This is a genomic window from Herbidospora daliensis (assembly GCF_001570585.1).
GTDB classification, from domain to species: Bacteria; Actinomycetota; Actinomycetes; order Streptosporangiales; family Streptosporangiaceae; genus Herbidospora; species Herbidospora daliensis.
Window position 1 is genome coordinate 85,063 of the sequence record NZ_BBXF01000010.1, and the last position, 24,932, is coordinate 109,994.

23 protein-coding genes and 1 tRNA gene are annotated in these 24,932 nt (G+C 71.1%); 14 read left to right on the top strand and 10 right to left on the bottom strand.

The window, feature by feature from the left end:
• Nucleotides 1-19: 19 nt before the first annotated feature.
• Nucleotides 20-790, top strand: coding sequence for an isoprenyl transferase (locus AW274_RS35475; protein WP_062442487.1), 771 nt, complete (start codon nt 20-22; stop codon nt 788-790).
• Here the strand turns inward: AW274_RS35475 and AW274_RS35480 are convergent.
• Complete coding sequence (locus tag AW274_RS35480; protein WP_062442490.1) at nt 787-1,608, bottom strand: hypothetical protein; 822 nt, start codon at nt 1,606-1,608, stop codon at nt 787-789. The two genes, AW274_RS35475 and AW274_RS35480, sit on opposite strands and share 4 nt — an antisense overlap.
• Nucleotides 1,601-1,906 (bottom strand): hypothetical protein, encoded by a 306-nt coding sequence (locus AW274_RS35485; protein WP_062442492.1) that lies wholly within the window; start codon nt 1,904-1,906, stop codon nt 1,601-1,603. Before AW274_RS35485 ends, AW274_RS35480 begins: the two co-directional genes overlap by 8 nt.
• A 40-nt stretch (nt 1,907-1,946) precedes the next feature.
• Here AW274_RS35485 and AW274_RS35490 point away from each other — a divergent pair, with 40 nt between their 5' ends.
• Complete coding sequence (locus tag AW274_RS35490) at nt 1,947-4,742, top strand: tetratricopeptide repeat protein (RefSeq protein WP_062442495.1); 2,796 nt, start codon at nt 1,947-1,949, stop codon at nt 4,740-4,742.
• Nucleotides 4,658-5,656, top strand: a complete 999-nt coding sequence (locus tag AW274_RS35495; RefSeq protein WP_062442497.1) for a CHAT domain-containing protein — start codon at nt 4,658-4,660, stop codon at nt 5,654-5,656. Before AW274_RS35490 ends, AW274_RS35495 begins: the two co-directional genes overlap by 85 nt.
• 8 nt (nt 5,657-5,664) lie before the next feature.
• On the opposite strand, the gene AW274_RS35500 is transcribed toward AW274_RS35495, so the two are convergent.
• The 6 genes from AW274_RS35500 to AW274_RS35525 form a co-directional block, all read right to left on the bottom strand.
• Nucleotides 5,665-6,189, bottom strand: a complete 525-nt coding sequence (locus tag AW274_RS35500) for a CGNR zinc finger domain-containing protein (RefSeq protein WP_062442502.1) — start codon at nt 6,187-6,189, stop codon at nt 5,665-5,667.
• Nucleotides 6,190-6,219: 30 nt separating this feature from the next.
• Nucleotides 6,220-6,597 carry a Fur family transcriptional regulator gene (locus tag AW274_RS35505; RefSeq protein ID WP_062442509.1) on the bottom strand — a complete coding sequence of 126 codons (378 nt, stop codon included), beginning with the start codon at nt 6,595-6,597 and terminating at the stop codon, nt 6,220-6,222.
• Nucleotides 6,594-7,424, bottom strand: a complete 831-nt coding sequence (locus tag AW274_RS35510; protein ID WP_062442512.1) for a metal ABC transporter permease — start codon at nt 7,422-7,424, stop codon at nt 6,594-6,596. Before AW274_RS35510 ends, AW274_RS35505 begins: the two co-directional genes overlap by 4 nt.
• Nucleotides 7,421-8,203, bottom strand: a complete 783-nt coding sequence (locus AW274_RS35515; RefSeq protein ID WP_062442515.1) for a metal ABC transporter ATP-binding protein — start codon at nt 8,201-8,203, stop codon at nt 7,421-7,423. Before AW274_RS35515 ends, AW274_RS35510 begins: the two co-directional genes overlap by 4 nt.
• A gap of 14 nt (nt 8,204-8,217) precedes the next feature.
• Complete coding sequence (locus tag AW274_RS35520; protein WP_232320647.1) at nt 8,218-9,117, bottom strand: metal ABC transporter substrate-binding protein; 900 nt, start codon at nt 9,115-9,117, stop codon at nt 8,218-8,220.
• A 127-nt stretch (nt 9,118-9,244) separates the two neighbouring features.
• The gene (locus AW274_RS35525) at nt 9,245-9,622 is read right to left on the bottom strand and encodes a DUF6703 family protein (RefSeq protein WP_062442522.1); all 378 of its coding nucleotides are present in this window, start codon (nt 9,620-9,622) and stop codon (nt 9,245-9,247) included.
• A 53-nt stretch (nt 9,623-9,675) separates the two neighbouring features.
• Here AW274_RS35525 and AW274_RS35530 point away from each other — a divergent pair, with 53 nt between their 5' ends.
• Together AW274_RS35530 and AW274_RS35535 are read left to right on the top strand one after the other, a co-directional pair.
• Nucleotides 9,676-9,957 carry an antibiotic biosynthesis monooxygenase family protein gene (locus AW274_RS35530; RefSeq protein WP_030450688.1) on the top strand — a complete coding sequence of 94 codons (282 nt, stop codon included), beginning with the start codon at nt 9,676-9,678 and terminating at the stop codon, nt 9,955-9,957.
• Between the two features lie 65 nt (nt 9,958-10,022).
• Nucleotides 10,023-11,405: a glycine--tRNA ligase gene (locus tag AW274_RS35535; RefSeq protein WP_198169564.1), complete on the top strand. Its 1,383-nt coding sequence runs from the start codon at nt 10,023-10,025 to the stop codon at nt 11,403-11,405.
• Here the strand turns inward: AW274_RS35535 and AW274_RS35540 are convergent.
• A complete protein-coding gene (locus AW274_RS35540; protein ID WP_063813866.1) occupies nt 11,402-12,829 on the bottom strand; it encodes an alpha/beta hydrolase in 1,428 nt (475 codons plus the stop codon). The genes AW274_RS35535 and AW274_RS35540 overlap by 4 nt on opposite strands.
• Nucleotides 12,830-13,126: 297 nt before the next feature.
• On the opposite strand from AW274_RS35540, the gene ppdK reads away from it, so the two are divergent.
• The 7 genes from ppdK to AW274_RS35575 all read left to right on the top strand — a co-directional run bounded on the left by ppdK (nt 13,127) and on the right by AW274_RS35575 (nt 22,920).
• Nucleotides 13,127-15,724: a pyruvate, phosphate dikinase gene (ppdK, locus tag AW274_RS35545; RefSeq protein ID WP_062442532.1), complete on the top strand. Its 2,598-nt coding sequence runs from the start codon at nt 13,127-13,129 to the stop codon at nt 15,722-15,724.
• Between the two features lie 163 nt (nt 15,725-15,887).
• The gene (locus AW274_RS35550) at nt 15,888-17,120 is read left to right on the top strand and encodes a deoxyguanosinetriphosphate triphosphohydrolase (protein WP_157520910.1); all 1,233 of its coding nucleotides are present in this window, start codon (nt 15,888-15,890) and stop codon (nt 17,118-17,120) included.
• Between the two features lie 10 nt (nt 17,121-17,130).
• Nucleotides 17,131-18,324, top strand: a complete 1,194-nt coding sequence (locus tag AW274_RS35555) for an NAD(P)/FAD-dependent oxidoreductase (RefSeq protein WP_062442540.1) — start codon at nt 17,131-17,133, stop codon at nt 18,322-18,324.
• Nucleotides 18,325-18,391: 67 nt separating this feature from the next.
• The gene (locus AW274_RS35560) at nt 18,392-19,258 is read left to right on the top strand and encodes a M23 family metallopeptidase (protein ID WP_062442861.1); all 867 of its coding nucleotides are present in this window, start codon (nt 18,392-18,394) and stop codon (nt 19,256-19,258) included.
• Between the two features lie 9 nt (nt 19,259-19,267).
• On the top strand, nt 19,268-21,106 hold the full coding sequence (dnaG, locus tag AW274_RS35565) for a DNA primase (protein WP_062442543.1): 1,839 nt from the start codon (nt 19,268-19,270) through the stop codon (nt 21,104-21,106).
• A 133-nt stretch (nt 21,107-21,239) separates the two neighbouring features.
• On the top strand, nt 21,240-22,391 hold the full coding sequence (gene rpoD, locus AW274_RS35570) for an RNA polymerase sigma factor RpoD (protein ID WP_439648806.1): 1,152 nt from the start codon (nt 21,240-21,242) through the stop codon (nt 22,389-22,391).
• A gap of 58 nt (nt 22,392-22,449) precedes the next feature.
• Complete coding sequence (locus AW274_RS35575; RefSeq protein WP_062442547.1) at nt 22,450-22,920, top strand: hypothetical protein; 471 nt, start codon at nt 22,450-22,452, stop codon at nt 22,918-22,920.
• A 55-nt stretch (nt 22,921-22,975) separates the two neighbouring features.
• Here AW274_RS35575 and AW274_RS35580 read toward each other — a convergent pair whose 3' ends face one another.
• On the bottom strand, nt 22,976-23,257 hold the full coding sequence (locus AW274_RS35580; RefSeq protein ID WP_061294580.1) for a hypothetical protein: 282 nt from the start codon (nt 23,255-23,257) through the stop codon (nt 22,976-22,978).
• Nucleotides 23,258-23,425: 168 nt separating this feature from the next.
• Between AW274_RS35580 and AW274_RS35585 the strand changes: the two genes are divergently transcribed.
• Together AW274_RS35585 and AW274_RS35590 are read left to right on the top strand one after the other, a co-directional pair.
• A tRNA-Asn gene (locus tag AW274_RS35585) sits at nt 23,426-23,498 on the top strand.
• Between the two features lie 320 nt (nt 23,499-23,818).
• Complete coding sequence (locus AW274_RS35590; protein WP_062442552.1) at nt 23,819-24,931, top strand: nitric oxide synthase oxygenase; 1,113 nt, start codon at nt 23,819-23,821, stop codon at nt 24,929-24,931.
• Nucleotide 24,932 lies beyond the last annotated feature (1 nt).

Here is a 24,932-nt window from a genome sequence, read left to right on the forward strand (position 1 = left end):
CCGAATACGCTCAGGGACCATGGTCCGACCCCCGACGCCCCACCCTTCCGGGGCCACTCCGCCCGCCCTGCCCGCTGATCTGGTCCCCCGTCACGTCGCGATCGTCATGGACGGCAACGGCCGCTGGGCCAAGCAGCGCGGCCTGCCGCGGACCAAGGGCCACGAGATGGGGGAGGCGTCGCTGTTCGACGTCATCGAGGGCGCCATCGAGATGGGCATCCCCTACCTGTCGGCGTACGCCTTCTCGACCGAGAACTGGAAACGCTCGCCCGACGAGGTCCGGTTCCTGATGGGGTTCAACCGCGACGTCATCCGGCGTCGCCGCGACGAGCTCAACGCCATGGGCGTGCGGGTGCGCTGGTCGGGGCGGCCGGGGCGGTTGTGGAAGTCGGTCATCCAGGAGCTCGCCGACGCCGAGGTCATGACCCGGGGCAATTCCACGCTGACGCTGCAGTTCTGCGTCAACTACGGCGGGCGGGCCGAGATCGTCGACGCCGCGCTCAAGCTGGCGGCCGACCTCGAGGCCGGCCGGATCAAGCCGGGCAAGGTCAACGAGAAGACCTTCGCCCGCTACCTCCACCAGCCCGAGATCCCCGACGTCGACCTGTTCATCCGGTCGTCGGGGGAGCAGCGCACCAGCAACTTCCTGCTCTGGCAGTCGGCGTACGCCGAGATGGTCTTCCTGAACCGACTGTGGCCCGACTTCGACCGGCGCGACCTGTGGCAGGCGTGCGAGATCTTCGCCAGCCGCGACCGCCGCTACGGCGGGGCGGTGCCCAACCCGGTCTAGCCGGCCGACCGCCCGCGCTGTTCGCGCCAGAGGCCGATCAGGTCCCGTACGGCCACCACCGCCGCGGGCGTCAGCAGCAGGTACGCCACGATCTCCCACCAGCCCGCGACGAGCGCGACCGCCCCGGCGGCCAGGCTCGCGGCCGGCAACCACGAGCGCCTTAGGAACAGGCAGGCCAGCAGCGCCGCCGCGGCGACCAGGCGGACCGGCCAGGGTGCGCCGGCCAGGCCGCCCAGGGTGACCGCGAGCAGCAGGGCGAGGGAGGCGTAGGCGCGCCGGCGCAGCCGTACGGCCAGGAAGGCGGTTCTGACGAGCCAGAACAACTCGGCGACCAGGCCCAGCACGGCGACCGCCAGCACCGCCCAGCGGGCCGGGGTGATCGTGCCGGGCGGCACGCAGGCGAAGACGACGCCGCCCAGCAGCGCCACGATGCCCAGGTGGAAGGACAACCGGGCCGCGTTCGCCCAGCGCAGCGCCTGGCGCAGGTGGCTCTCCTGCACGTTGCGCAACCACGGGGTGGGGGCGCCGTCGGTGAGCTCTCCGGGATACCAGGCGGCCAGGTCGCCGGGGGTGGCGGTGTAGCGGCGGGTCCACGCGGTGGCCTGGACGGTGCCGATCTGGGCCAGCCCGGCCGCGACGAAGAAGGCCAGCGCGACGTCGGGCCACCGGCTGACCGGCGGGCCGGCCGACGACTGCAACGCCAGCACGGCAAGGGTGAAACTCGCCCCGGCCAGCAGCGGGGCGGCGAACCCGCCGACGGCCTGGATGCTCTCGAGGTAGCCCAGCGGCGTCGGCGCGCGCCACGGCGTCTCACGCACGGGAGCAGCCGGGGAAGTGGTCGTCGTCGACGCCGCCGCACTCCTGGCAGGCGTATCCGGCTCCGGCGGCGCCGCGCGGGTCGCCCACGGGCCAGCCGATCGCGGGGGCCGGCACGCCGAGCGCGGTCCCGATGCCGGTGGCGAGGGCGCCGACGTCGGTCGCGGTGGTGACCGACAGCCGCAGTTCTCTTCCTTCGAGGGAGCGGACGAGCGCACCATGGAGGGCGAGCACGGATTCCGCGGCGTCGATCGAGGGCGGCGGGGCGGCGAAACGGAGCACGAGGGGGACGCGCAGCATCCCTGCATCGTGTCACCCGGCGACCGGAACGAGGGGCACCGTGATCGACGAATTGGCCGCCAGATACGAGCGTTACCTCCAGACCGACGACCCGGCAGAGCTGCTCGACCCGAGCACGGCGGCCCTCGTCGAGCGGATCGTGGCGTCGGGCCGCATCGACGTGCACGGGCTTCAGCTGGTCGTGCTGGTGTCGTGGGAACGTATGGGCCTGCTGCGCGAATGGGACGAGGAGGTCATCGGGCTGGCCGTGGCCCTGCACGAACGCCACCCGGAGATGCTGCCGCCCGACCTGCAGGCCGTCTGTGACGCCCGGCTGGCCGGTCGCGACCCCGACGATCCGGCCGACGACCCCGGCTACCGCCGCATGTACAGCACGCTGCACGCCGCGCTGGGCTCCGGCGACTTCGAGCAGATGGTGTACGCGGCCACCTGGTTCCAGGCCCGGATCGTCCACACCGAGCCCGGCAGCCCGCTGCGGCCCTTCCTGTTCTTCCAGCTGGGGTTGTTCTTCCGCTCCTGGGCGCTCCGGTCGGCCGACCCGCAGCCGGCCACCTCGGCGATCGAGATGTTCGCCCAGATCGCTCCCGGCCACGACCTGTACGCCGACGCCCTGGAGTTCGGCGGCGGCTGCCACCGGGTCAGGTTCGAGCGGACCGGCGCGTTCGAGGATCTCGACCGGGCCGTCGAGCTGACGGAACGGGCCCTCGGCCACGGCCAGACCTGGCGGCGCGCCTCCGGGGCGTGCATGGCCCGGCGTACCCGCTACGAACTCGGCCGGGCCCCGGCCGACCGGGAGGCCGCGCTCCGCCACGCCGCCACGATCGCCCGGCTGGCCCCGCGCGACCGGCCGGAGGGGCTGCTGGCGCTGGCCAACGCCGCCAACGTGTACGGGCCCGGCGAGCGGGGCACCACGCTGCTCCGCGAGGTGGTCGAGCGGCTCGACCCCGGCCACGACCGGTGGCCGTTCATCGTGGCCGACCTGGCCGCCGACCTGACCGAGAGCGACCCCGCCCAGGCCCGCGACCTCTACGCGACCGCGCTGGAGAGGATCCCGGACGACCATCCGGAGCGCGGCCGGATCCTGTTCAACCAGGCCCTGCTGGCGCCCGCGCCGCCACGCACCACCGAGGACCTGCTCGAACGCTACGCCGCGAGCGGCGACCCCGCCCTGCTGCGGCAGGCGTTGGCGGAGGCGCGGGCGGAACTGGCCGGGTTCCCCAGGGCCAACGGCGCCCAGGTCTTCACCATGCTCCGGCTGTCGATGCTGCTGCGCGAGGCCGGGGGCCGCGACTTCGACCCGGCCGCGATCGAGGAGGCCGTCGAGATGGCCGCCGACGCGCTGGCCCGCTGCGAACGGTTCCCCGACGCCCTGGGCGACCTGCTCGGACTTGCCCGCATGGGCCTGGCGTCGTGCCTGGCCGGGCGTTTCCCGTTCCGCTACGACGAGGCGTCCATGAACGAGGCCGTGCGCCTGCTGCGCCTGGTCGACGACGACCTGGCGAGGCAGGCCCTGGCCGGGGTGCTCAACGACCGCGCCAAGGGCGGCCGCCGCCCGGAGGACGTCGCCGAGGCCCTCACCCTGACGGGCGACCCCGACCTGCGGGCCCGGTTGTTGTTCACCCGCTTCGAACTCGCGGGCGACCCCGGCGACCTCGACGACGCGATCGCGCTGGCCCGGCGGGAGGCGGCCACGCTGCCCGGCCTGAGCGCGCTCAGCACGATGTTGCGCATCCGGCACGTCGTCCGGCAGGACGGCCCCGACCTCGACGCCGCCGTGGCGGCCGCGCGGGACGCGCTGGAGATCACCGTTCCGGAGCCGGAACCGGCCGACCTCGCCAACGCCCTGGGCGCGTTGTCGCTGGCCCTCGACCTGGCCGGCGATCCGGCCGGCGCGGCGGAGGCGGCCAGGAAGGAGCTGGCCGTGGTCGACGGCCCGGTCGGGCGGCAGCACCTGGGCATGGCCCTGCTGTCGTCCTTCCGCGCCTCGGGCGAGGCCGCCGACCTCGACGACGCGGCCGCGACCGTGCGGGAGGCGATCGGGCTGTTGCCCGAGGTGTACGCCACCGCGCACCTCTACCACTCGCTGCTGACCAGCATCGAGCAGGAACGTTTCGCCCGCTCGGGCCGCCCCGAGCACCGGGAGGCGGCCAGGGCCGCCGTTGCGCGGGCGCTGCGCTCGGTGCCGGACGCCGACCTGATGCGTTCGGCCGTGCTGCTGCTGCACGCCCGCCTCCAGGACGACCCCGCCGATGCGATCGCCATCTACCGCGAGTGCGCCGCGCTGGGCACCGCCCCGGCCGACAACCGGGTCGCCGCCGCCTGGGAGTGGGGGAGCTGGCGGCCTCCCGGGGCGACGCCGCGGAGGCGTTCGCCGGATACGAGGCGGCGGTGGAACTGCTGCCGCTGCTGTTGTGGCGGGGCCTGGCGCGAAGCTCGCAGGAGGATCTGCTCACCAAGTGGCGGGGCGCCGCCTCGCTGGCCGCCTCGTGGGCGGTGGAGCTGGGCCGCCCCGAACGGGCGGTGGAGCTGCTGGAGCTCGGCCGGTGCGTGTTGTGGGGGCGGTTGTCGGAGACGCGTTCCGACCTGGGCGCGTTGCGCGCGGCCGATCCGGAGCTCGCCGACCGGCTGCAGCGCGCCGGTGAGCTGCTCGGATCCCGGGAGGCCGCCGACCGTGCGGCGGCGGCGCGGCGGTGGGAGGAACTGGTCGAGCGGGCCCGTGCGCTGCCGGGGCTGGCGGACCTCCTGCGTCCGGTGCCGTTCGCGACGGCGAGCCTGGCCGCCGGCGGGGGAGCGGTCGTCTACCTCAACTGCGCCGAGGCGCGCTCCGACGCGCTGATCGTGACGCCCGGCCGGGTCGAGGTGCTGCCGCTGGCCGGATGCGGCCTGCGGGAGACCGGTGACCTGGCCGTCGAGTGGCAGGCCGCGCTGCTCACGCTGGAGCGGGAGTGGTCGATGCGGGTCTTCCGGGTGGTCGAGCGGGTGCTCACCACCCTGTGGGAGCGGGTGGCGCGCCCGGTGCTGGCGGCGCTGCCCGACGAGCCCCGGGTGTGGTGGATCCCGACCGGGCCGCTGGCGCTGCTGCCGGTCCACGCCGCCCTCGGCGACGACGGCTCGGTGCTCGACCGGTCGGTGTCGTCGTACACGCCGACGTTGCGCGATCTGGCCGAGGCGCGCCGCCGCGCGGCGGTGGAGCGAGAGGTGAACGCGCTGGTGGTGGCGGTGCCGCAGGGGCCCGTGCCGCTGCCGGGCGCGGCCCGCGAGGCCCGGGAGGTCGGCCGGCGTCTCGGCGGCCGGTCGCTGCTCGACGCGACGGTGGCCGAGGTCGTCGGCGCGCTGCCGGCCGCCAGCCACGCCCACTTCGCCTGCCACGGCGCGCAGGACGTGCTCGACCCGGCCTCGGCCCGGCTGATCCTGCACGACGGCCCGCTCTGGCTGCGCGACCTGGCGGAACTGCGTCTCCCGGCGGCGCGGCTGGCCTACCTGTCGGCCTGCCGGACGGCCGTCGGCGCGTTGCGGCTGACCGACGAGGCGGTGCACCTGGCCGCCACGATGCAGCTCATCGGCTTCCCCGAGGTGGTGGCCACCGGCTGGGCCGTGGACGACAGCCTGGCGGCCGAGATCGCCGCCGGCGTCTACGACCGGCTGGCCGCCGGCGGCGCGGTGGCGTTGCGCGAGACGATCCTGGCGACGCGGGCCGCCCACCCCGACGACGTGTTGTTGTGGTCGGCCTACCTGCACCTCGGCCCGTAGCCGTGCGGCTAGGCGCGTCGGCGGGCCCGGTAGGCGGCGACGTGCATGCGGTTGCCGCAGGTGCGGGAGTCGCAGTAGACCCGTGAGCGGTTGCGCGACTCGTCGACGAACACGTTGGCGCAGTCGGGGGCCGAGCAGGTGCGCAGGCGTTCGCGCTCGCCCTCGACCAGCACGTGGGCCAGGGCCACGCCGCAGTCGGCCGCCAGGTGTTCGGCCAGCGAGGCCCCGGGCGCGAAGTAGTGGACGTGCAGCGCGAAGCCGTCGTGCCGCGTCAGGCTCGGGGTGATGCGGGTGCGGCCGAGGAGGGCGTTCAGGCGGGTGACCGCCGCGTCTTCGTCGGAAGCGGTGAAGACCTCGCGGAAGGCGGCGGAGAGGCTCTGCACCTCGGCCAGGTCGGTGGCGTTGACGAACTCGACGCCGCTCACCTGGCGCCGGAGCACCAGCGCCCCGAGTTCCTCGATGTCGGCGGGCGGGGAGTTGACCAGATCGACCACAGTGGCCAGAGAGTGCACCATGTCGTGACTGAACGGCATCGCAGCTCCTGTGTCGCGTGTCCAGGAACTCTAACCCTTCGCGCACGCCCCGCAGGTGCCGAACACCTCGACGGTGTGGGTGATGGCGGTGAAGCCGTGCTCGGCGCCGACCCGCTCGGCCCATACCTCGACGTCGGGGCCGTCGACCTCGACGGTCAGGCCGCAGCCGCGGCAGACCAGGTGGTGGTGGTGGGCGGAGGTGGCGCAGGCGCGGTAGACGGCCTCGCCGTCGTCGGTGCGCAGGACGTCGACCCGGCCGTCGTCGTTGAGCGCCTGGAGGGCGCGGTAGATGGTGGTCAGGCCGATCTTCGAGCCGTCGGCGCGCATCTCGGTGAAGATGTCCTGCGCGCTGCGGAACGCGGCGCTCTGTCGAAGGATCTCGTGCACCGCGTCGCGGCTTCTGCTCATGCTGTCGACTCCCCTGTACGGCTCCGCCTCACGAATCTACCGATCCCGAGCGCGACCGCGAACCCGGCGAGGGCGAGCAGCACGATCGTCGCCCCCGAAGGGACGTCGAGGTAGAACGACGACGTCAGACCGCCCACGGTGGCGAGCACACCGAAGACCATCGACAGCGCCATGGTGGTCCGGAAGCTCCGGGTGAGCTGCTGTGAGGTGGCCACCGGCACAACCATAAGCGCGCTGACGAGCAGCAGGCCGACCGCGCGCATGGCGACGACCACCGTCACCGACGCGATCACGGCGATGAGCAGGCCGAGGAACCTGACCGGCAGGCCGCTGGCCTTGGCCACCTCCTCGTCCTGGCAGAGCACGAACAGCTCCCGCCCGAAGACCGCCAGCAACGCCAGGACGGCCACCGCGAGGCCCGCGATGACCCACAGGTCGGTCGAGTCGACGCTGGTGATCGCGCCGAACAGGTAGGAGTTGAGCGACGCGGTGCTCTCGCCGGGCGTCAGATAGATGATCATCACGCCGCCGGCCAGGCCGCCGTAGAACAGCAGGGCCAGCGCGACGTCGCCGCTGGTCTTGCCCCGGGCCCTGACCATCTCGATCGCCACCGCCCCCAGCGCGGCCACCACGACGGCGGTCGCGACCGGCGCGGTGCCGGTGAGGAAGCCGAGGGCCACGCCGGTCAGCGCCACGTGGCCGATGCCGTCGCCGAGCAGGGCCAGCCGCCGCTGCACGATGAACGTGCCGACGGCGGGCGCGGTCAGCCCCACCATGACGGCCGCCACGAGGGCGTAGCGCATGAAGTCGAGGTCGAAGATGGTCATGCCTTCTCCTGGGCGAGCACCCAGCTGGGCAGGCCGCTCTCCGCCGGCTCGGGCTCATGGGGGTGGACGTGGTCGTGGCCCGGGAGCGCGTGGGCGCCGACCGCCGTGGGCGGGGCGCCGTCGTGGACCTTGCAGCCCTGGTTGAGCACGACCGCCCTGCTGATCAGCGGCTCCAGCGGGCCGAGCTCGTGGGCGACCAGGACCACCGTCTTGCCGCGGTCGACCAGGCCCGACAGGGTCTCGGCGAGCATCTTCTGGCTGCCGGCGTCGACCCCGGCCGTCGGCTCGTCGAGCACGAACGCGTCGGGCTCCCCGGCCAGCGCGCGGGCGATCAGCACCCGCTGCTGCTGGCCGCCCGAGAGCGACGACACGGGGTCGCCCGCGCGGTCGGACAGGCCGACCTCGTTCAGCGCCGCCGCGACCGCCTGCCGGTCGGCCGCGCTGGTGAGGCGGCCGCGCCGCTGCCGGGCGATCCGGCCCGAGGCGACCACCTCGCGGACCGTCGCCGGCACCCCGCCGCCGACCGACAGCCGCTGGGGCACGTAGCCGATGCGCCACCATTCACGGAAGCGGGCGGGCGGGCGGCCGTACAGCAGGGTGGTGCCGCCGGAGAGGGGCTGGACCCCGAGCAGGGAGCGGACCAGGGTCGACTTGCCGGAACCGTTGGCGCCCAGCACGGCCACGACCTCGCCGTCGTCGACGGTCAGGTCGACGCCGCGCAGGATCTTCCTGCCGTCGATCGTCACCTGACCCGCGGTCATGTCGAAAGCCGTGCTCATGGGTCGCCTTCCGGTCACTGGCAGCCGAGTGCGGTGCGGAGTTCGGAGAGGTTGGCGGTCATGCCGGAGATGTAGTCACCACCCTGGGGAGGGCTCTCCAGCGGGTTGAGAACCGCCGTCTTGGCCCCGACCTCGCTCGCGAGGACCTCGGCGACCTTCGGGCTGACGAGCTCCTCGGTGAAAATGGTAGTCACCTTCTTCTCCTTCGCGATCCGGGCGGCCTCGGCCAAACGGGCAGGAGACGGCTCGGCGTCGGGGTCGATGCCCCCGATTCCGACCTGTTCGAGCTTGTAGCGGTCGGCCAGGTAGCCGAAGGCGGTGTGCGCGGTGACGATGGTCCGGTTGGCGCAGGTCGCGAGGCCCTTGGCGAACTCGGCGTCGAGGGTGGTCAGCGCCGCCGCGGTCTGCTTCGCCCGTTCCTTGTACGCCGCCCCGTGGGCCGGATCGGCCTCGGCCAGGCGCCCGCCCAGCGCGGTCGCGATCGTGGCCATGCGGGAGGGGTCGAGCCAGAGGTGGGGGTCGTAGGCGATCTCCTCGCCCTCGTGGCCGTGCTCCTCCTCTTCCTCCTCGGAGTGGACGGCCTCAAGGGTGGGCACGGCCGTCGCCGCGTCGAAGCCGCGTTCGGCGGCGTGCTGGGCCACCGCCTCGTCGACGGCGGGCTGCACCCCCTTGACGTACACGATCAGAGAGGCCTTGGCCACGCCGGCCACCTGCTGCGGGGTCAGTTCGAGGTCGTGGGGTTCGACCCCGGGCTTGGTCAGGCCCTCGACAGTCACGTCGGCGCCGCCGACCTGCTCGGAGAGCCACTGAAGAGGGAAGAAAGCAGCGTCGACCACCGGCTTGCCCGACTCGGCCGCCGTGGTGCCTCCACAGGCGGCGGTCAGGACAAGGGTGGATCCGGCGATGAAACGCACAACATTTCCGGGCATCACCCGATCGAGTGTGCCAGAAAATGAAAATGATTGTCAAAACGGTTCAGAAGGACCCGAAGCGTGTCGCGGGCGGCCGGAGGCCGACCGTGACACGCGCTCCGGAATCTGCCTAGAGGAACTGCGTCGCGGCGACTGCCAGCAGGAACGCCAGGAGCGCCAGGCGCAGCACCCGCGCGCCCACCCGCAGGGAGGGCCACGAGAGGTAGGCGAGCCAGCCCGTGAAGGCGATCACCGGCAGCATGCACAGGCCGCCGCGCCAGTCGGGCAGGGCGAAGCCGCCGATGAAGAAGGCCACCAGCACGACGGGCAGCAGCCACTTCGGCATCTGGTAGAGGAAGACGAGCAGCGGCGCGCTGCGGGTCTCGACGGTCTTGCGCAGCCCGGTCGCGCCGGGCGTGAAGAACTGCTCGCCGGGCGGCAGCGGCCGCGGGGCCTTTTTCTTCTTCTGGGGCTGCGCGAGCGGATGGCGGGGTCGACGGTTGGCCACCCGTCGAGGTTACTGGCAGGTGGAAGAGCCCCCGCTGATGGCATGCTGGGCTCATGCTGGCCGTAATCCGCTATTCGGTGCCCGAAGCCAGGGCCGAGGAGTTCGAACTGCACGCCCGCGAGGTGATCGACCTCTTCTCGGCCCAGAGCGGCTTCCTGCGCGGGCAGGTGGGCCGTTCGGTCGACGAGCCCAACCTGTGGGCGCTGGTCAGCGAGTGGGAGGGGGCCGGGTTCTACCGCCGCGCCCTGTCGGCGGCCCGCATGACGATGTATCCGCTGATGACCCTGATGATCAACGAGCCCGGGGCGTTCGAGCAGGTCTACCCGAAGGGCTGAGGCCACTAAGCTTGCGCCATTCCCGTTTTCCCATCGCCGACACCCAGCCGGATGGAGCACTACTCATGGCACGTCGCGCCGACGTCATGGACACCATCGTCAGTCTCGCCAAACGCCGCGGGCTCGTCTACCCGTCGAGCGAGATCTACGGCGGTCTGCGGGCGTCCTGGGACTACGGGCCACTGGGTGTCGAGCTCAAGAACAACGTGAAGCGCGAGTGGTGGAAGACCATGGTGCAGGGCCGCGACGACGTCGTCGGCCTCGACTCGTGCGTCATCCTGGCCCGTGAGGTCTGGCAGGCCAGCGGCCACGTCGAGACCTTCACCGACCCGCTGACCGAGTGCCAGGCGTGCCACAAGCGCTACCGCGCCGACCACCTCGAAGAGGCCTACGCCGAGAAGCACGGCAACCCGCCCGCGAGCCTGGCCGACATCACCTGCCCCAACTGCGGCAACAAGGGCGCCTTCACCCAGCCCAAGCAGTTCTCCGGCCTGCTGAAGACCTACCTCGGCCCGGTCGAAGACGAGTCGGGCCTGGCCTACCTGCGCCCCGAGACCGCGCAGGGCATCTTCATCAACTACTTGAACGTGCAGCAGTCGGCCCGCAAGAAGATCCCGTTCGGCATCGGCCAGCAGGGCAAGTCGTTCCGCAACGAGATCACCCCGGGCAACTTCATCTTCCGCACCCGCGAGTTCGAGCAGATGGAGATGGAGTTCTTCGTCAAGCCCGGCACCGACGAGGAGTGGCACCAGTACTGGATCGACGAGCGCCTGCGCTGGTACGTCGACCTCGGCATCTCCAAGGACAACCTCCGGCTCTACGAGCACCCCAAGGAGAAGTTGTCCCACTACTCGAAGCGGACCGTCGACATCGAATACCGCTTCAACTTCACCGGCGCCGAGTGGGGCGAGCTCGAGGGCATCGCCAACCGCACCGACTTCGACCTGTCGAGCCACGGCAAGGCGTCCGGCACCGACCTGTCGTTCTTCGAGCAGGAGAGCGGGGAGCGCTACGTCCCCTACGTCATCGAGCCGGCGGCCGGCGTCGACCGCGCCACGCTGACCTTCCTGCTCGACGCCTACACCGTCGACTCGGCCCCCAACGCCAAGGGCGTCATGGAAGACCGCACGGTCATGCGCCTCGACCACCGGCTCGCGCCGGTCAAGGTCGCGGTGCTGCCGCTGTCGCGCAACGCCGACCTCACCCCGAAGGCGAAAGACCTGGCCGCCCAGCTGCGCCGCCGCTGGAACGTCGACTTCGACGACGCCGCCGCGATCGGCCGCCGTTACCGCCGTCAGGACGAGATCGGCACCCCGTTCTGCATCACCGTCGACTTCGACACCCTCGACGACCACGCGGTGACGATCCGCGAGCGCGACACGATGGCGCAGCAGCGCATCGCGCTCGACCAGGTCGAGTCCTACCTGCGTCAGCACCTCAACGACTAGGTCGCCGGACAGACGGTGCCCTTCGCGGGCACCGTCCCGTTGAGCAGGTAGGCGTCCACGATCCCGGTCACGCAGAGCGTCTGGCCGTAGGCCCCGTGGCCCTCGCCCTCGAACGTGAGCAGCACCGCGTTGCCGAGTTCCGAGGTGAGCTTCGGAGCCCACACGTACGGCGTGGCCGGGTCGTTGACCGCCCCGACGACCAGCACCGGATACTGGGTGCCCCGCGAGCTCACCCGCTTGTTGCTGTCCTCGCCCGGCACCGGCCACACGCTGCAGATGCCGGCGCTGGCGGCGTCCGGGCCGAAGATCGGCGAGACCTTCGACAGGTCCTTGGCCAGTTCCTCCGCCTGCGCGAAGGTCGGCCGTTCGGTGGTGTCGGCGCAGAGCACCGCGTTCAGCGACGACAGCAGGGTGTTGTACGTGCCGTCGGGCTGGCGGCCGGCGTACTGGTCGGCGAGCGTCTGCACGCCCACGCCGTCGCCCTTGATCGCGGCGGTCAGCGCCTCGGTCAGCAGGGGCCAGCTCAGCTTGCTGTAGAGCGCCTCGCCGATGGCGGCCCTGACGGTGTCGTCGGTCACCTTCCGGCCGTTCACCACCAGCGGAGTCTTGTCGAGCCGGTCGAGCAGGGCCACCACCTCCGCGTTCCCGCCGAACGGGCACCCCTGCGGCTGCTTCTTGCAGTCGGCCAGGTAGTTCTCGTACGCCTTCTGGAAGCCCAGCACCTGCGTGCGCGACTGGTCGAGCAGGCCGACCGTCGGGTCGAGGGCCGCGTCGAGCACCATCCGGCCCGTCTTCTGCGGGTAGAGCGTGGCGTAGGTGGCGCCCAGGTGGGTGCCGTAGGAGAAGCCCAGGTAGTTGAGCTTCGGGTCGCCGATGGCCTGCCGGAGCAGCTCCATGTCCTTGGCGGCGTTCACGGTGCCGACGTAGGGGAGGATGCGCCCGGCGTTCTTCTGGCAGCCCTCCACGAACTCGACCGACAGGTCCCGCTCGGTGTCCTCGTCGAGCGACGGCTCGGCCTCCAGGAACTCCTCGAACTCCCGGGGCGGCAGGCACTGGATGCCGCTGCTGCGGTCGACCCCGCGCGGGTCGAAGCTCACCAGGTCGTAGCTCCGGTTGAGGGACCCGAACGCGCCGCCCGAGGCGAGCAGGGTGGTCACCCCCGAGCCGCCGGGGCCGCCGAAGTTGAGCACCAGCGACCCGATGCGCGGCCCGGTCGCCTTGGCGCGGATCACGGCCAGGTCGAGGGTGCCCTTGCCCGGATCGGCGTAGTCGAGGGGCACCGTCAGCGTCGCGCACTGGAAGGGCGCCGCCGGCGCCTCGGCGCAGGCCGCCCAGGCCAGACCGGCCGGCTCGACCGGCCCGCCGCCTCCGCCGACCCCGGTCATCGCCACCAGGGCGATCCCGACCAACTTCGCTCGGCTCATTCGTCACCCTCCGGAATGGGATCTTGTCGGAGGGTGTTTCCACGATAACAGGGCATTGGTCTCGACCAATTCCCGGGGGTCGGAACAATGCGCGCAGACGAATTGGTTCAGACCAATCATGGTCTTGTGAAAAAACGGCCGTTCTTTACGTTCTGGGGAATTGGATTAGACCGGTTCTACCCTCCCTGCCTGCGGGAACACTTATGTGTGACAGGCGTGAGGTTTCATGCTCTGCTTAATCGGTAGAGTCCCGCTCGCGGGGTGGTTCCGCGATTAATTGGGCCCCTGGAGGAGACCGTGCCGAAGCTCGTCTATGACTTCACCGAAGGAAACAAAGACCTGAAGGACCTCCTCGGGGGCAAGGGCGCGAATCTCGCGGAAATGACCAACCTCGGGTTGCCGGTCCCGCCCGGGTTCACGATCACCTCCGAGGCGTGCCGGGCGTACATGGACGACGGGTCGGTGCCCGCCGAGGAGATCGGCACCCACCTCGAGAAGCTCGAGGCGGCGATGGGCAAGAAGCTCGGCGACCCCGACGACCCGCTGCTCGTGTCGGTGCGCTCGGGGGCCAAGTTCTCGATGCCCGGCATGATGGAGACCGTCCTCAACATCGGCCTGAACGACCGCTCCGTGCTGGGCCTGGCCCGCCAGGCCGGAGACGAGCGGTTCGCGTGGGACTCCTACCGGCGGCTGATCCAGATGTTCGGCAAGACGGTCATGGACGTCGACGGCGACCTGTTCGAGGAGGCCATCGACGAGCTCAAGGCCGGCCGCACCGACCTCGACCTGACCGCCGGCGACTTCAGGGCGCTGGTCGGCACCTACAAGGAGATCGTGCGCCGGGAGAAGGGCCGCGACTTCCCCGAAGACCCCGAGGAGCAGATGGAGCTGGCCATCAAGGCCGTCTTCGGCTCCTGGAACGCCCCCCGCGCGATCCTCTACCGCCGCCAGGAGCGCATCCCGGCCGACCTCGGCACGGCCGTCAACGTGGTCGCGATGGTGTTCGGCAACCTCGGCATGGACTCGGGCACCGGCGTCGCCTTCACCCGCGACCCCGCCACCGGCCACCAGGGCGTCTACGGCGACTACCTGCAGAACGCCCAGGGCGAGGACGTCGTGGCGGGCATCCGCAACACCGTCCCGCTCCAGGACCTCCAGGAGATCGACCCGCACTCCTACGCCGAGCTCATGGAGATCATGGCCAAGCTCGAAGGCCACTACCGCGACCTGTGCGACATCGAGTTCACCATCGAGCGCGGCAAGCTCTGGATGTTGCAGACCCGGGTCGGCAAGCGCACCGCCGGGGCCGCCTTCTGCATCGCCACCCAGCTCGTCGACGAGGGCCTGATCGATCTCGACGAGGCGCTGCGAAGGGTCACCGGCGACCAGCTGGCCCAGCTGATGTTCCCGCGCTTCGCCGCCGACCACGGCAACACCGTGCTGACCCGGGGCATGAACGCCTCCCCGGGCGCGGCCGTCGGCAAGGCCGTGTTCTCCTCGGCCCGCGCCGCCGAACTGGCGGCCGAGGGCGAGGACGTCATCCTGGTGCGCCGCGAGACCAACCCCGACGACCTGGCCGGCATGATCGCCGCCCGGGGTGTGCTGACCTCACGCGGCGGCAAGACCTCCCACGCGGCCGTGGTCGCCCGCGGGATGGGCAAGACGTGCGTCTGCGGCGCCGAGGAGATCGAGGTCGACGCCAAGGCGGGCCGGTTCACCGTCGGCGACGTCGTCGTCGAGGAGGGCGACGTCATCTCGATCGACGGCGGCAACGGCCGCGTCTACCTGGGCGAGGTGCCCGTGGTGGCGTCGCCGGTCGTGGAGTACTTCGAGGGCACCCCCTCCGGCGACGAACTGGTGCGGGCCGTCGACACGATCATGCGGCACGCCGACGAGCGCCGCCGCCTGGACGTGCGCGCCAACGCCGACACCCCCGACGACGCCGCGCGGGCCCGCCGGTTCGGGGCCAGCGGCATCGGCCTGTGCCGGACCGAGCACATGTTCCTCGGCGACCGCCGGGTGCTGATCGAGGACCTGATCCTGGCCCACACCGCCGAGGAGCGGCAGGCCGCCCTCGACGCCCTGGAGCCGCTCCAGAAGGCCGACTTCGCCGGGCTGTTCGCCGCGATGAAGGGCCGGCCGGTGACGATCCGGCTGATCGACCCGCCGCTGCACGAGTTCCTGCCCGACATCATCGACCTGTCGGTCAAGATCGCCACCGGCAAGGGCACCAAGAAGGACCGCCGCCTGCTGGAGGCCGTGCAGCGCCTGCACGAGCAGAACCCGATGCTCGGCCTGCGCGGGGTCCGCCTCGGGCTCGTCGTGCCCGGCCTGTTCGCGATGCAGGTGCGGGCCATCGCCGAGGCCGCCAAGGCGGGCGACGACGCCAGACCCGAGATCATGATCCCGCTCGTGGGGGCCGTACAGGAACTGGAGAGCGTGCGCGAGGAGGCCCGGCGCATCCTCGCCGAGGTCGGCGTGGACGCCCTCATCGGCACCATGATCGAGGTGCCGCGCGCGGCCCTGACCGCCGGGCAGATCGCCGAGGCGGCCGAGTTCTTCTCCTTCGGCACCAACGACCTGACCCAGATGACGTGGGGCTTCTCCCGCGACGACGTCGAGGCGGCGTTCTTCGGCACCTACCTCGACAAGGGCATCTTCGGCGTCTCGCCGTTCGAGTCGCTCGACCGCGACGGCGTCGGCCGCCTCATGCGCGTGGCCGTCGAGGAGGGCCGCCGGGCCCGGCCCGGCCTCAAGCTCGGCATCTGCGGCGAGCACGGCGGCGACCCGGCCTCGGTGCGGTTCTGCCACGAGATCGGCCTCGACTACGTCTCGTGCTCTCCGTTCCGGGTCCCCGTGGCCCGGCTGGAAGCAGGGCGCGCGGCCTGTCTCTAAGGCAGATTCCGGACGCGAGCCGCGGCCGGCCTCCGGCCGTCCGCGGCTCGCTTTGTAACACGCCCCGGCGACTCAGGCAATCAGATGTTTCCAGCGCGTTTGTCGTGAAGGTCGATATTTGCGGGTACCTTCTAGCTCCCTCGCCGCGACGAAAGGGGGAGCCGTGAGGCCATATGACCAGCACGACGAGGCACGCTGGGTTCCCGAGCCGCCGGGGAATCCGGAGCGCAGCCCGTTCGAACGCGACCGCGCCCGGGTGCTCCACAGCGACGCCCTGCGCCGCCTCGCCAGCAAGACCCAGGTGGTGGCGCCGGTCGACCAGATGATGCACAGCCCGCGCACCCGCCTGACCCATTCCCTCGAGTGCGCCCAGATCGGCCGTGAGATGGGCAAGGCCCTGAACCGCGACCCCGACCTGGTGGAGACCGCCTGCCTGGCCCACGACCTGGGCCACCCGCCGTTCGGCCACAACGGCGAGTTCGCGCTGAACCAGATCGCCGAGCGCGCGGGCGGCTTCGAGGGCAACGCCCAGAGCCTCCGGCTGCTGTCCCGGCTGGAGGCCAAGGTCATCACCGAGGACGGGTTCAACGCCGGCCTCAACCTGACCAGGGCCACCCTCGACGCCGCGATCAAGTACCCGTGGGACCGGTCGTGCGGGGAGAAGTTCTGCGTCTACCCCGACGACATGGAGATCTTCGACTGGGTCAGGCAGGGCGCCCCGCCCGGCTCGGTGAGCTTCGAGGCCCAGATCATGGACTGGGCCGACGACGTCGCCTACTCCGTCCACGACCTCGAAGACGCCCTGCACAGCGGCTACGTCACCCCCGGCATGCTGCGCGACCCGGCCGAGCGCCTGGAGGTCTGCAAGCTCACCCAGGAGTGGTACCTGCCCGACGCCGACCTGAACGAGCTCGAGGAGACCTTCACCCGCCTGATCGGCGAGCCCCTGTGGCCCGGCCGGTTCGACGGCGGTTTCCCCGACCTGGCCGCGCTGAAGCAGCTCACCAGCACGCTCATCGGCCGCTTCTGCCGCCGCGCCCAGGACGCCACCCGGGAGGCCTACGTCCTCGACGAGGCCGGCCGCCACGACGCCGACCTGATCGTGCCCCACGTCACCCGGCTGGAGTGCGCCCTGCTCAAGGGCGTCACCGTGCGGTTCGTGATCGGGGAGGCCGACAACCAGACGGTCCGGGCCCGGCAGCGCGAACTGCTGGCCGAGCTGACCTCGCTCACCATGCTGGGCGCCCCCCACACCCTCCAGCCCGCCCTGCGCCCGGCGTTCGAGAACGCCAGGGACGACGCGGGACGGCTGCGGGCGGTGATCGACCAGATCGCGTCGCTGACCGACGCGTCCGCCACCGCGATGCACCGGATGTTGTCCGCCCGGAGCGCGTAAAGGAGCACGAATGTTCGTCATCATCGGAGCCGGCCTGGCCGGAGCCAAAGCCGCCGCGACCCTCCGCGAGGAGGGCTACGAGGGCGGCGTCACGCTCCTCGGCGCCGAGCACGAACGCCCCTACGAACGCCCGCCGCTGTCCAAGGGCTACCTCCAGGGCGCCGCGGAACTCGAGAAGGTGTACGTCCACCCCGAGGGCTGGTACCGCGAGCACGACGTCGACCTGCGGCTCGGCACGGCCGCCACCGCGATCGACCGGGCGGCCCGCGAGGTGGTGCTGGGGACGGGCGAGCGGGTGGCGTACGAGAAGCTGCTGATCGCGACCGGCGCCACCCCGCGCCCGCTGCCCTTCGAGGGCGCCGACCTCGACGGCGTCCACTACCTGCGCACCGTGGCCGACAGCCAGGCCCTCAAGGCCGCCTTCGCCCACGGCGGCGGCGTGGTGGTGATCGGCGGCGGCTGGATCGGCCTGGAGACCGCCGCCGCGGCCCGCAAGGCCGGCTGCGACGTCACCGTGATCGAGCCCGAGCCGACCCCGCTCCATCGGACGCTGGGCCCCGAGATGGGCCAGGTCTTCGCGGGCGTGCACCGCCGCAACGGCGTCGACCTGCGCCTCGGCGCGAAGGTCGCCCGGCTGGCCGGCGACGGCCACGTGCGCGAGGTGATCCTGGAGAGCGGCGAGGCGATCCCCGCCGACGAGGTGATCGGCGGCATCGGCGCCGCCCCCAACGTCGAACTGGCCCGCGACGCCGGCCTGGAGATCGGCTCGGGCATCCTCGTGGACGCCGCCCTCCGGTCGAGCGACCCGGACATCTTCGCCGCCGGCGACGTCGCCGAGGCGTTCAACCCCCTGCTGAACCGCCGCATCAGGGTCGAGCACTGGGCCAACGCCCTCAACCAGGGCCCGGTGGCCGCCAAGGCGATGCTCGGCCAGGACGTCGTCTACGACCGCGTCCCCTACTTCTACACCGACCAGTTCGAGATCGGCATGGAGTTCTCCGGCGACATCACCGGCGCCGACGACCTGGTCGTCCGCGGGTCCGACCTGGAGTTCATCGCCTTCTGGCTGCGCGAGGGCCGGGTGATCGCGGGCATGAACGTCAACGTGTGGGACGTGGTCGGCGACATCCAGAAACTGATCAGAAACGGCGACACCGTCGACCCGAAGCGACTGGCCGACCCCGAGACGCCTTTGGCAGGATGACCTCACCTTCGGTCCAAACCGGCCGTTGGGTCATGTCACGTCAGATAACGTCACCAGGGTGGAGATCATGCGACCGGGGACCTCGACCCTCCTCGTGCTGGCCTTTCTGACCGCCGCGTGCAGCGGTCCGGCGGGTGTCGCGGGCGTCAGCACCCACCCACCCGCCGCGCCCGCGCCGGGTGCGGCGCTCGACGACCCCGGCGCGACCCACGAGCCGGCGTTCATCTCGGCGGCGGTGCCGCCCACCGGCGACGAGCCGGTGCTGCTGCCGCCGCCGAAGTTGTCGAAGTTCGAGTACGCCTTCCCCGTCAAGGGCTGCAAGGTCTCCTACGCGCGCAAGCTCCTCGTGCTGCCCAAGACGACCATCTGGGCCGACAGGGGCTGCGCCTTCGTGGCCCCGGTCTCCGGGACCGTCCGCGAGGTGAACGTCCAGAACCGCTGGGTGCCCTCGACCGACCGCGGCGGCGACCGCGAGGGCCGCTACGTCACCCTGCTGGGCGACGACGGCGTGCTCTACCTCGGCGGGCACCTCGACACGGTGGCCGAGGGCGTCGTGCCCGGGAAGAAGGTGAAGGCGGGCCAGACCCTCGGCACGGTCGGCAACACCGGCAACGCCCGCGACACCGCCAGCAACCTCTACTTCGCGGTCACCTGGAAGACCGACGCCAACGAGTGGTGGATCAGGCGCGGCATGGTCGAGCCGTGGGACTACCTCGACGCGTGGCGCAACGGCAACCGCACCTACTCTCCCGCGCACGAGATGAAGGAGGTCCGGAAGAAGACCGGACCGCTCCCGGCGTGCTCGGTGGCCTGCTCGGCCAAGCCCGAGGTGAAGGGCGTCGAACGGCCGCAGCGCCCGCAGCCGACCCGCAAGCCCGTGCAGCCCGTCGAGGTCGGGCCGCTGGGCGTCAAGCTGCCCGGCGCGGGTGACTAGACTCACGGCGTGGCAGGCCGGATCAGCGATGACGACATCGCCCTCGTCAGGGAGCGTTCCCCGATCGCCGACGTGATCGGCGAATACGTCCAGCTCCGCAACGCCGGAGGCGGCAACCTCAAGGGCCTGTGCCCGTTCCACGACGAGAAGTCGCCCTCGTTCAACGTGACCCCCGCGCGGGGCATGTACTACTGCTTCGGCTGCTCCGAGGGCGGCGACGTCATCTCCTTCCTCCAGCGGATCGACGCGCTGACCTTCGCCGAGTCGGTCGAGCGGCTGGCCGGGCGGGCCGGCATCCAGCTCCGCTACGAGCAGGGCGGCTACGTGCCGGGCCGGCAGCAGGGGGAGCGGTCGCGGCTGATCGAGGCCCACCGGGCCGCCGCCGAGTTCTACGTCTCCAACCTGACCTCGCCCGAGGCCGCGGTCGCCCGCCGGTTCCTGTCGGAGCGCGGGTTCGAGCGGGCCGACGCCGACCACTTCGGGGTGGGGTACGCCCCCAACGAGTGGGAGGCGCTGTCGCGTCACCTGATGGGGCGGGGTTTCAGCGTCCAGGAGCTGATCAAGGGCGGGCTGGCCCGCGAGGGCCGCCGGGGGCCGATCGACCGGTTCCGCGGCCGGCTGATCTGGCCGATCCGCGACATCACCGGCGACGTCATCGGGTTCGGCGCCCGCAAGCTCATCGAGGCCGACGACGGCCCCAAGTACCTGAACACCCCCGAGAGCCCGATCTACCACAAGAGCTCCGTGCTCTACGGCATCGACCTGGCCAAACGCGAGATCTCCAAACGCTCCCAGGCGGTCGTGGTCGAGGGCTACACCGACGTGATGGCCCTCCACCTGGCGGGGGTGCCGACCGCCGTGGCGACCTGCGGCACCGCGTTCGGCGAAGACCACATCAAGGTGCTGCGCCGCATCCTGTTCGACCAGGGCCAGGGCGAGGTCATCTTCACCTTCGACGGCGACTCGGCCGGGCAGAAGGCCGCCCTGCGGGCGTTCCAGGACGAGCAGAAGTTCGTCACCCAGACCTTCGTGGCCGTGCAGCCCGACGGGCTCGACCCCTGCGACCTGCGGGTGCAGAAGGGCGACGCGGCGGTCCGCGACCTGGTGGCCAGCCGCGAGCCGCTGTTCGCCTTCGCCATCCGCAGCGTGATCGGCCGCTACGACACGAGCACCAACGAGGGCCGCCTGTCGGCCCTCGACGCCGCCGCCCCCGTGGTCGCCTCGATCAAGGACAAGGCGCTGCGCCACATGTACGCCGTCGACCTCGACCGCTGGCTCGGCTTCATGAACGAGCGCCTGGTCGTCGAGCGGGTCACCGAGATCGCCGCCCGCCCGGCCGAGGCCGCCCGGCCCGAGAAAAAGGCCGCCCAGGCCCCGCTCGACCCGGTCGCCCGCCTGGAGCTGGAGGCGCTCAAGCTGGCCGTCCAGCGCCCGGCCCTGCTCGGCCCGGAGTTCGACGCCCTGGGCCCCGCCGCGTTCGGCGTCGCCGACCACGCCGCCCTGTTCCAGCTGATCGCCTCCTGCGGCGGCACGGCCGCCGGCGGGCCGGGCGGGCGCGAGTGGGTCGAGATCCTCCTCGCGGCCGTCTCCGACGATCTCAGGCAGCTGCTGACCCGCCTCGCGGTCGACCCGGTGAAGGTCGAGACGAACGGCGAGGAGCGCTACGGCACGGCGGTTCTGGCCAAGCTGCAAGAGGTCACGGTGGGTCGTCAGCTCGACGCGCTGAAGGCGCGGATGCAGCGGCTCAACCCGATCGACGAACAGGGCGACTACAACCGCATGTTCGCCGAACTCGTGGCCCTCGAACAGCAACGACGCGTGTTGAGAGAACGCGCGGCCGGGGCGTGAATATCAATTCCTTTCCGCCCCTCACAGAGGCGAAACACGGGTTTGATATCGATTCGGTAATGACGCAGATCTAACCTTCGGTGACAAAAATAGGCCTGCCGTTTTGTTGTGGTTATACCGCAGACTGTGTTCCGTGGGTGCATCGGTGCTGCCAAGCGGGCCGCCATCGGTAGACCAGGTGGCCGAGCTCGTCGTGAAGGGAAGGGAGCGCGGGAGCGTCACGGTTGACGACGTGGCCGCCGCGCTCGACCGATCCGGGCTTGAGGCCGACGCGCTGGAGCGCGTCGTGCGCATGCTCGCCGAGAACGGAGTGGAGGTCCTCGAGCCGCAAGGCGACGAAGAGACGTCCAAGCCAGACGAGGAAGACGTCGGTAAGAGGGCGCCGACCAGCGACCTGGTAAGGATCTACCTGCGGGAGATCGGCCGGGTTCCGCTGCTCACCGCCGAGGAGGAGGTGGAACTCGCCAAGGCCATCGAGGCCGGCCTCTTCGCGGAGGACAAGCTCTGTGAGAGCCCCGCGATCCGGGTGGCCCGGCCCGAGTTCGAAGATCTCGTGTGGGAGGGCGTGCGGGCCAAGCAGCGTCTCATCGAGGCGAACCTGCGGCTCGTCGTCTCCATCGCGAAAAGATATGTGGGCCGGGGAATGTTATTCCTCGATCTCATTCAAGAGGGCAATCTCGGATTGATTCGCGCGGTCGAGAAATTCGACTACACCAAGGGCTACAAGTTCTCGACTTATGCGACCTGGTGGATTCGGCAGGCGATCACGAGGGCCATCGCCGATCAGGCGCGGACCATTCGAATTCCCGTCCACATGGTGGAGACGATCAACAAGCTGGTGCGGGTGCAGCGTCAGTTGCACCAGGACCTCGGCCGTGAACCCGCGCCCGAGGAGATCGCCGCCGAGATGGACCTGCCGATCGACCGGGTCATCGAGATCCAGCGCATCGCCCAGGAGCCGGTCTCGCTCCAGTCGCCCATCGGCGAGGAAGACTCCGACCTCGGCGACTTCATCGAGGACGCCGACGCCGTGGTGCCGATCGAGGCCGCCGCGTTCATCATGCTGCAAGACCAGCTCGACGACATCCTGGCCACGTTGTCCGAGCGGGAGCAGCGCATCATCCAGCTCAGGTTCGGCCTGGCCGACGGGCATCCGCGCACGCTGGAGGAGGTCGGGCGGGAGTTCGGGGTGACCCGGGAACGCATCCGCCAGATCGAGTCCAAGACGCTCGCCAAGCTGCGTCACCCGACGCGCGCCCAGATGCTCCGCGACTACCTCGACTGACCGTCCACGTCACCGGGCCCGCGCTCCACTCCGGGGTGCGGGCCGGTAGATTTCAGGCGTGCCTCTGTTCGGGAACCGCCTGCCCGCCGACGTCCGCTCCCGTCTCGCCGGGGAGCGGGTGCTGAGTTACGCCGCCACGCCGTCGGGCGGCTACGCCGTCGCGACCTTCGTGGCGCTGCACCTGCCCGGCGGCGAACGGGTGCCCTGGCACACCGTCGACAAGGCCTCCTGGGACGAAACCGGGATGAACATCACGACGGTTACGGGCGGCGTTTATCGGGTGGATATCGAGGAGCCCGGCTTCTTGCCGGAAACCATCCGCGAAAGGGTGCAGAACTCCATCGTCGCCAACCGCTATGTGAAACTCACCGCGAACGCGGGGGTTCGCTTCATCGCCCGGCGGCTCGCCGGCACCGACACCATCGAATGGGAACTGGCGTTCGACGACGGGCTCGACGGCGGCGACCCCGGCGTGCTGGCCGCCGCCGAACAGGCCCTGGAGCAGGTGCGCCGGAGCCTCGGCGTCTGAGACGTCACGAAGGCCCGCCCCACGATCCCGGGGGCGGGCCTTCGCCGTCTCGTCGTCAGGTGATCCGGTTGACCTCTGGGTCCGGCCAGCCTGTCGGGCCGGCTGTGGTCTCCCCGTCCCAGGGGTCAGGCTTACGCAGGAACGGGACCCTGTCCTTGGCCGCCACGGTCATCTTCGACACGCGGGCTCCCACCAGTCCGGCCGCCTCCTGGACGGCGGGGCTGTCGGACACCCTCTTCGTGGCTCGCACGATCTGCTCGTAGCGCTCACGCCCGGCGCGGGTGCCCAGGACGTATCCAAGACCCAGCCCGGCGGCGAACATCACCTTGTACCGCATCTTCCACCTCCGCGCTTCGCTACTCCGGCCCCTACCCAATGGGTGTGCATCTATCCAAACCGGGCTCCGTCAAAGGGCGCGCCAATGGATGTGACAGAGCACCCCCCGAGTGCGCTAATCTAGTTCCGCGCCGCAAGGAAAGCCGCAAGGCAGCGGAGCACCGCACGATCCCGTGTAGCTCAATCGGCAGAGCAGCCGGCTGTTAACCGGCAGGTTATAGGTTCGAGTCCTATCGCGGGAGCTGCCAGAAGCCCCGGTCTGAGAGATCAGACCGGGGCTTCTTCGTGTGCGCGTACACTCCCCGGCTCTTGACGCTCCGTGGCGGGCGATGCACAGATATAGATGACAAATCCGGGTGCAAGCGCAGAAAATGTGTCGGCGCCCTGAGCGAGACGCGGACGGCCGAAGGCCGGTCGTGGCTCGCGCTATGAATCTGCCCAAACGGCAGGCGTGGTCGCCGCGGACCAAACTACGCACCGGCGGTGGGGAGAGGGCCACCGCCACGAGGGTCGTCGTCGCCGCCCGGAACGGCCACCGGCGATCCGCGAGGGGAAAGTCGCGATGCGGACGTGGTGGAAGAGAACCGACGAGGCAAGAAGCGGTGAGGAGGCCGACTGGCGGGAGGCGGAGGAGTTCGTCCGGCTGCACCATGCCGAGGTGCCCTCGGCCGGCCCTGTCGAGGCGCGGCTGCGGGAGGTCGCGGCCGAGATCGAGCGGACCGGCACCTACACCCACACGCTCGACGAACTGACGTTCGGCGCGCGCGTGGCCTGGCGCAACAGCGGCCGGTGCATCGGGCGGCTCTACTGGCAGTCGCTGCGCGTCCGCGACCGGCGTGAGGTCGACACGGCCGACGCGATCGCCGACGAGTGCGTCGCCCATCTGCGCGAGGCGACCAACGGCGGCCGCATCCGGCCGACGATCACCGTGTTCGCCCCCGACCGGCCCGGCCAGCGCGCCGCCCGGATCCGCAACGACCAGCTGATCCGGTACGCCGGCTACGAGCGCGACGGCGAGGTGGTCGGCGACCCGTCGCACCTGGCGCTGACGCGCGAGGCCCGTGCGCTCGGCTGGGAGGGCCGCGGCGGCCGGTTCGACGTGCTGCCGCTGCTGATCGACGTGAAGGACCACGTGGAGATGCGGGAGCTGCCGCCCGACGCGATCCTGGAGGTGCCGATCATCCATCCCCACTATCCGTGGTTCGCGGAGCTGGGGCTGCGCTGGCACGCCGTCCCGGCGATCTCCGGCATGTGCCTGGAGATCGGCGGCGTCTGCTACCCGGCGGCGCCGTTCAACGGGTGGTACATGGGGACCGAGATCGGCGCCCGCAACCTCGCCGACGCGGGCCGCTACGACCAGCTCCCGGTGATCGCCCGGCGGCTCGGCATGGACACCTCCAGCGACCGCACGTTGTGGCGCGACCACACGCTCGTCGAGCTCAACGTGGCCGTGCTGCACTCCTTCGCCGAGGCCGGGGTGACCATGACCGACCACCACACCGAGGCCAGACGGTTCCTGACCCACCTGGAGAAGGAGGAGCGCTCGGGCCGGGTCTGCCCGGCCGACTGGTCGTGGATCGTGCCGCCGCTGTCGGGGGCGCTGACGCCGGTGTTCCACCGCTACTACGACGACGTGGCCCTGCGGCCGTCCTTCACCCACCACCGGGGGCTGTAGT

What these genes read in the sequence shown, in the direction of transcription:
- AW274_RS35535 (WP_198169564.1), top strand. Translation starts at nt 10,023, where the DNA reads ATGGCACGTCGCGCCGACGTCATGGACACCATCGTCAGTCTCGCCAAA.
- AW274_RS35500 (WP_062442502.1), bottom strand. Translation starts at nt 6,189, where the DNA reads ATGCCGTTCAGTCACGACATGGTGCACTCTCTGGCCACTGTGGTCGAT.
- AW274_RS35555 (WP_062442540.1), top strand. Translation starts at nt 17,131, where the DNA reads ATGTTCGTCATCATCGGAGCCGGCCTGGCCGGAGCCAAAGCCGCCGCG.
- AW274_RS35540 (WP_063813866.1), bottom strand. Translation starts at nt 12,829, where the DNA reads ATGAGCCGAGCGAAGTTGGTCGGGATCGCCCTGGTGGCGATGACCGGG.
- AW274_RS35590 (WP_062442552.1), top strand. Translation starts at nt 23,819, where the DNA reads ATGCGGACGTGGTGGAAGAGAACCGACGAGGCAAGAAGCGGTGAGGAG.
- AW274_RS35505 (WP_062442509.1), bottom strand. Translation starts at nt 6,597, where the DNA reads ATGAGCAGAAGCCGCGACGCGGTGCACGAGATCCTTCGACAGAGCGCC.
- AW274_RS35485 (WP_062442492.1), bottom strand. Translation starts at nt 1,906, where the DNA reads ATGCTGCGCGTCCCCCTCGTGCTCCGTTTCGCCGCCCCGCCGCCCTCG.
- AW274_RS35560 (WP_062442861.1), top strand. Translation starts at nt 18,392, where the DNA reads ATGCGACCGGGGACCTCGACCCTCCTCGTGCTGGCCTTTCTGACCGCC.
- AW274_RS35580 (WP_061294580.1), bottom strand. Translation starts at nt 23,257, where the DNA reads ATGCGGTACAAGGTGATGTTCGCCGCCGGGCTGGGTCTTGGATACGTC.
- AW274_RS35510 (WP_062442512.1), bottom strand. Translation starts at nt 7,424, where the DNA reads ATGACCATCTTCGACCTCGACTTCATGCGCTACGCCCTCGTGGCGGCC.
- AW274_RS35530 (WP_030450688.1), top strand. Translation starts at nt 9,676, where the DNA reads ATGCTGGCCGTAATCCGCTATTCGGTGCCCGAAGCCAGGGCCGAGGAG.
- AW274_RS35475 (WP_062442487.1), top strand. Translation starts at nt 20, where the DNA reads ATGGTCCGACCCCCGACGCCCCACCCTTCCGGGGCCACTCCGCCCGCC.
- AW274_RS35515 (WP_062442515.1), bottom strand. Translation starts at nt 8,203, where the DNA reads ATGAGCACGGCTTTCGACATGACCGCGGGTCAGGTGACGATCGACGGC.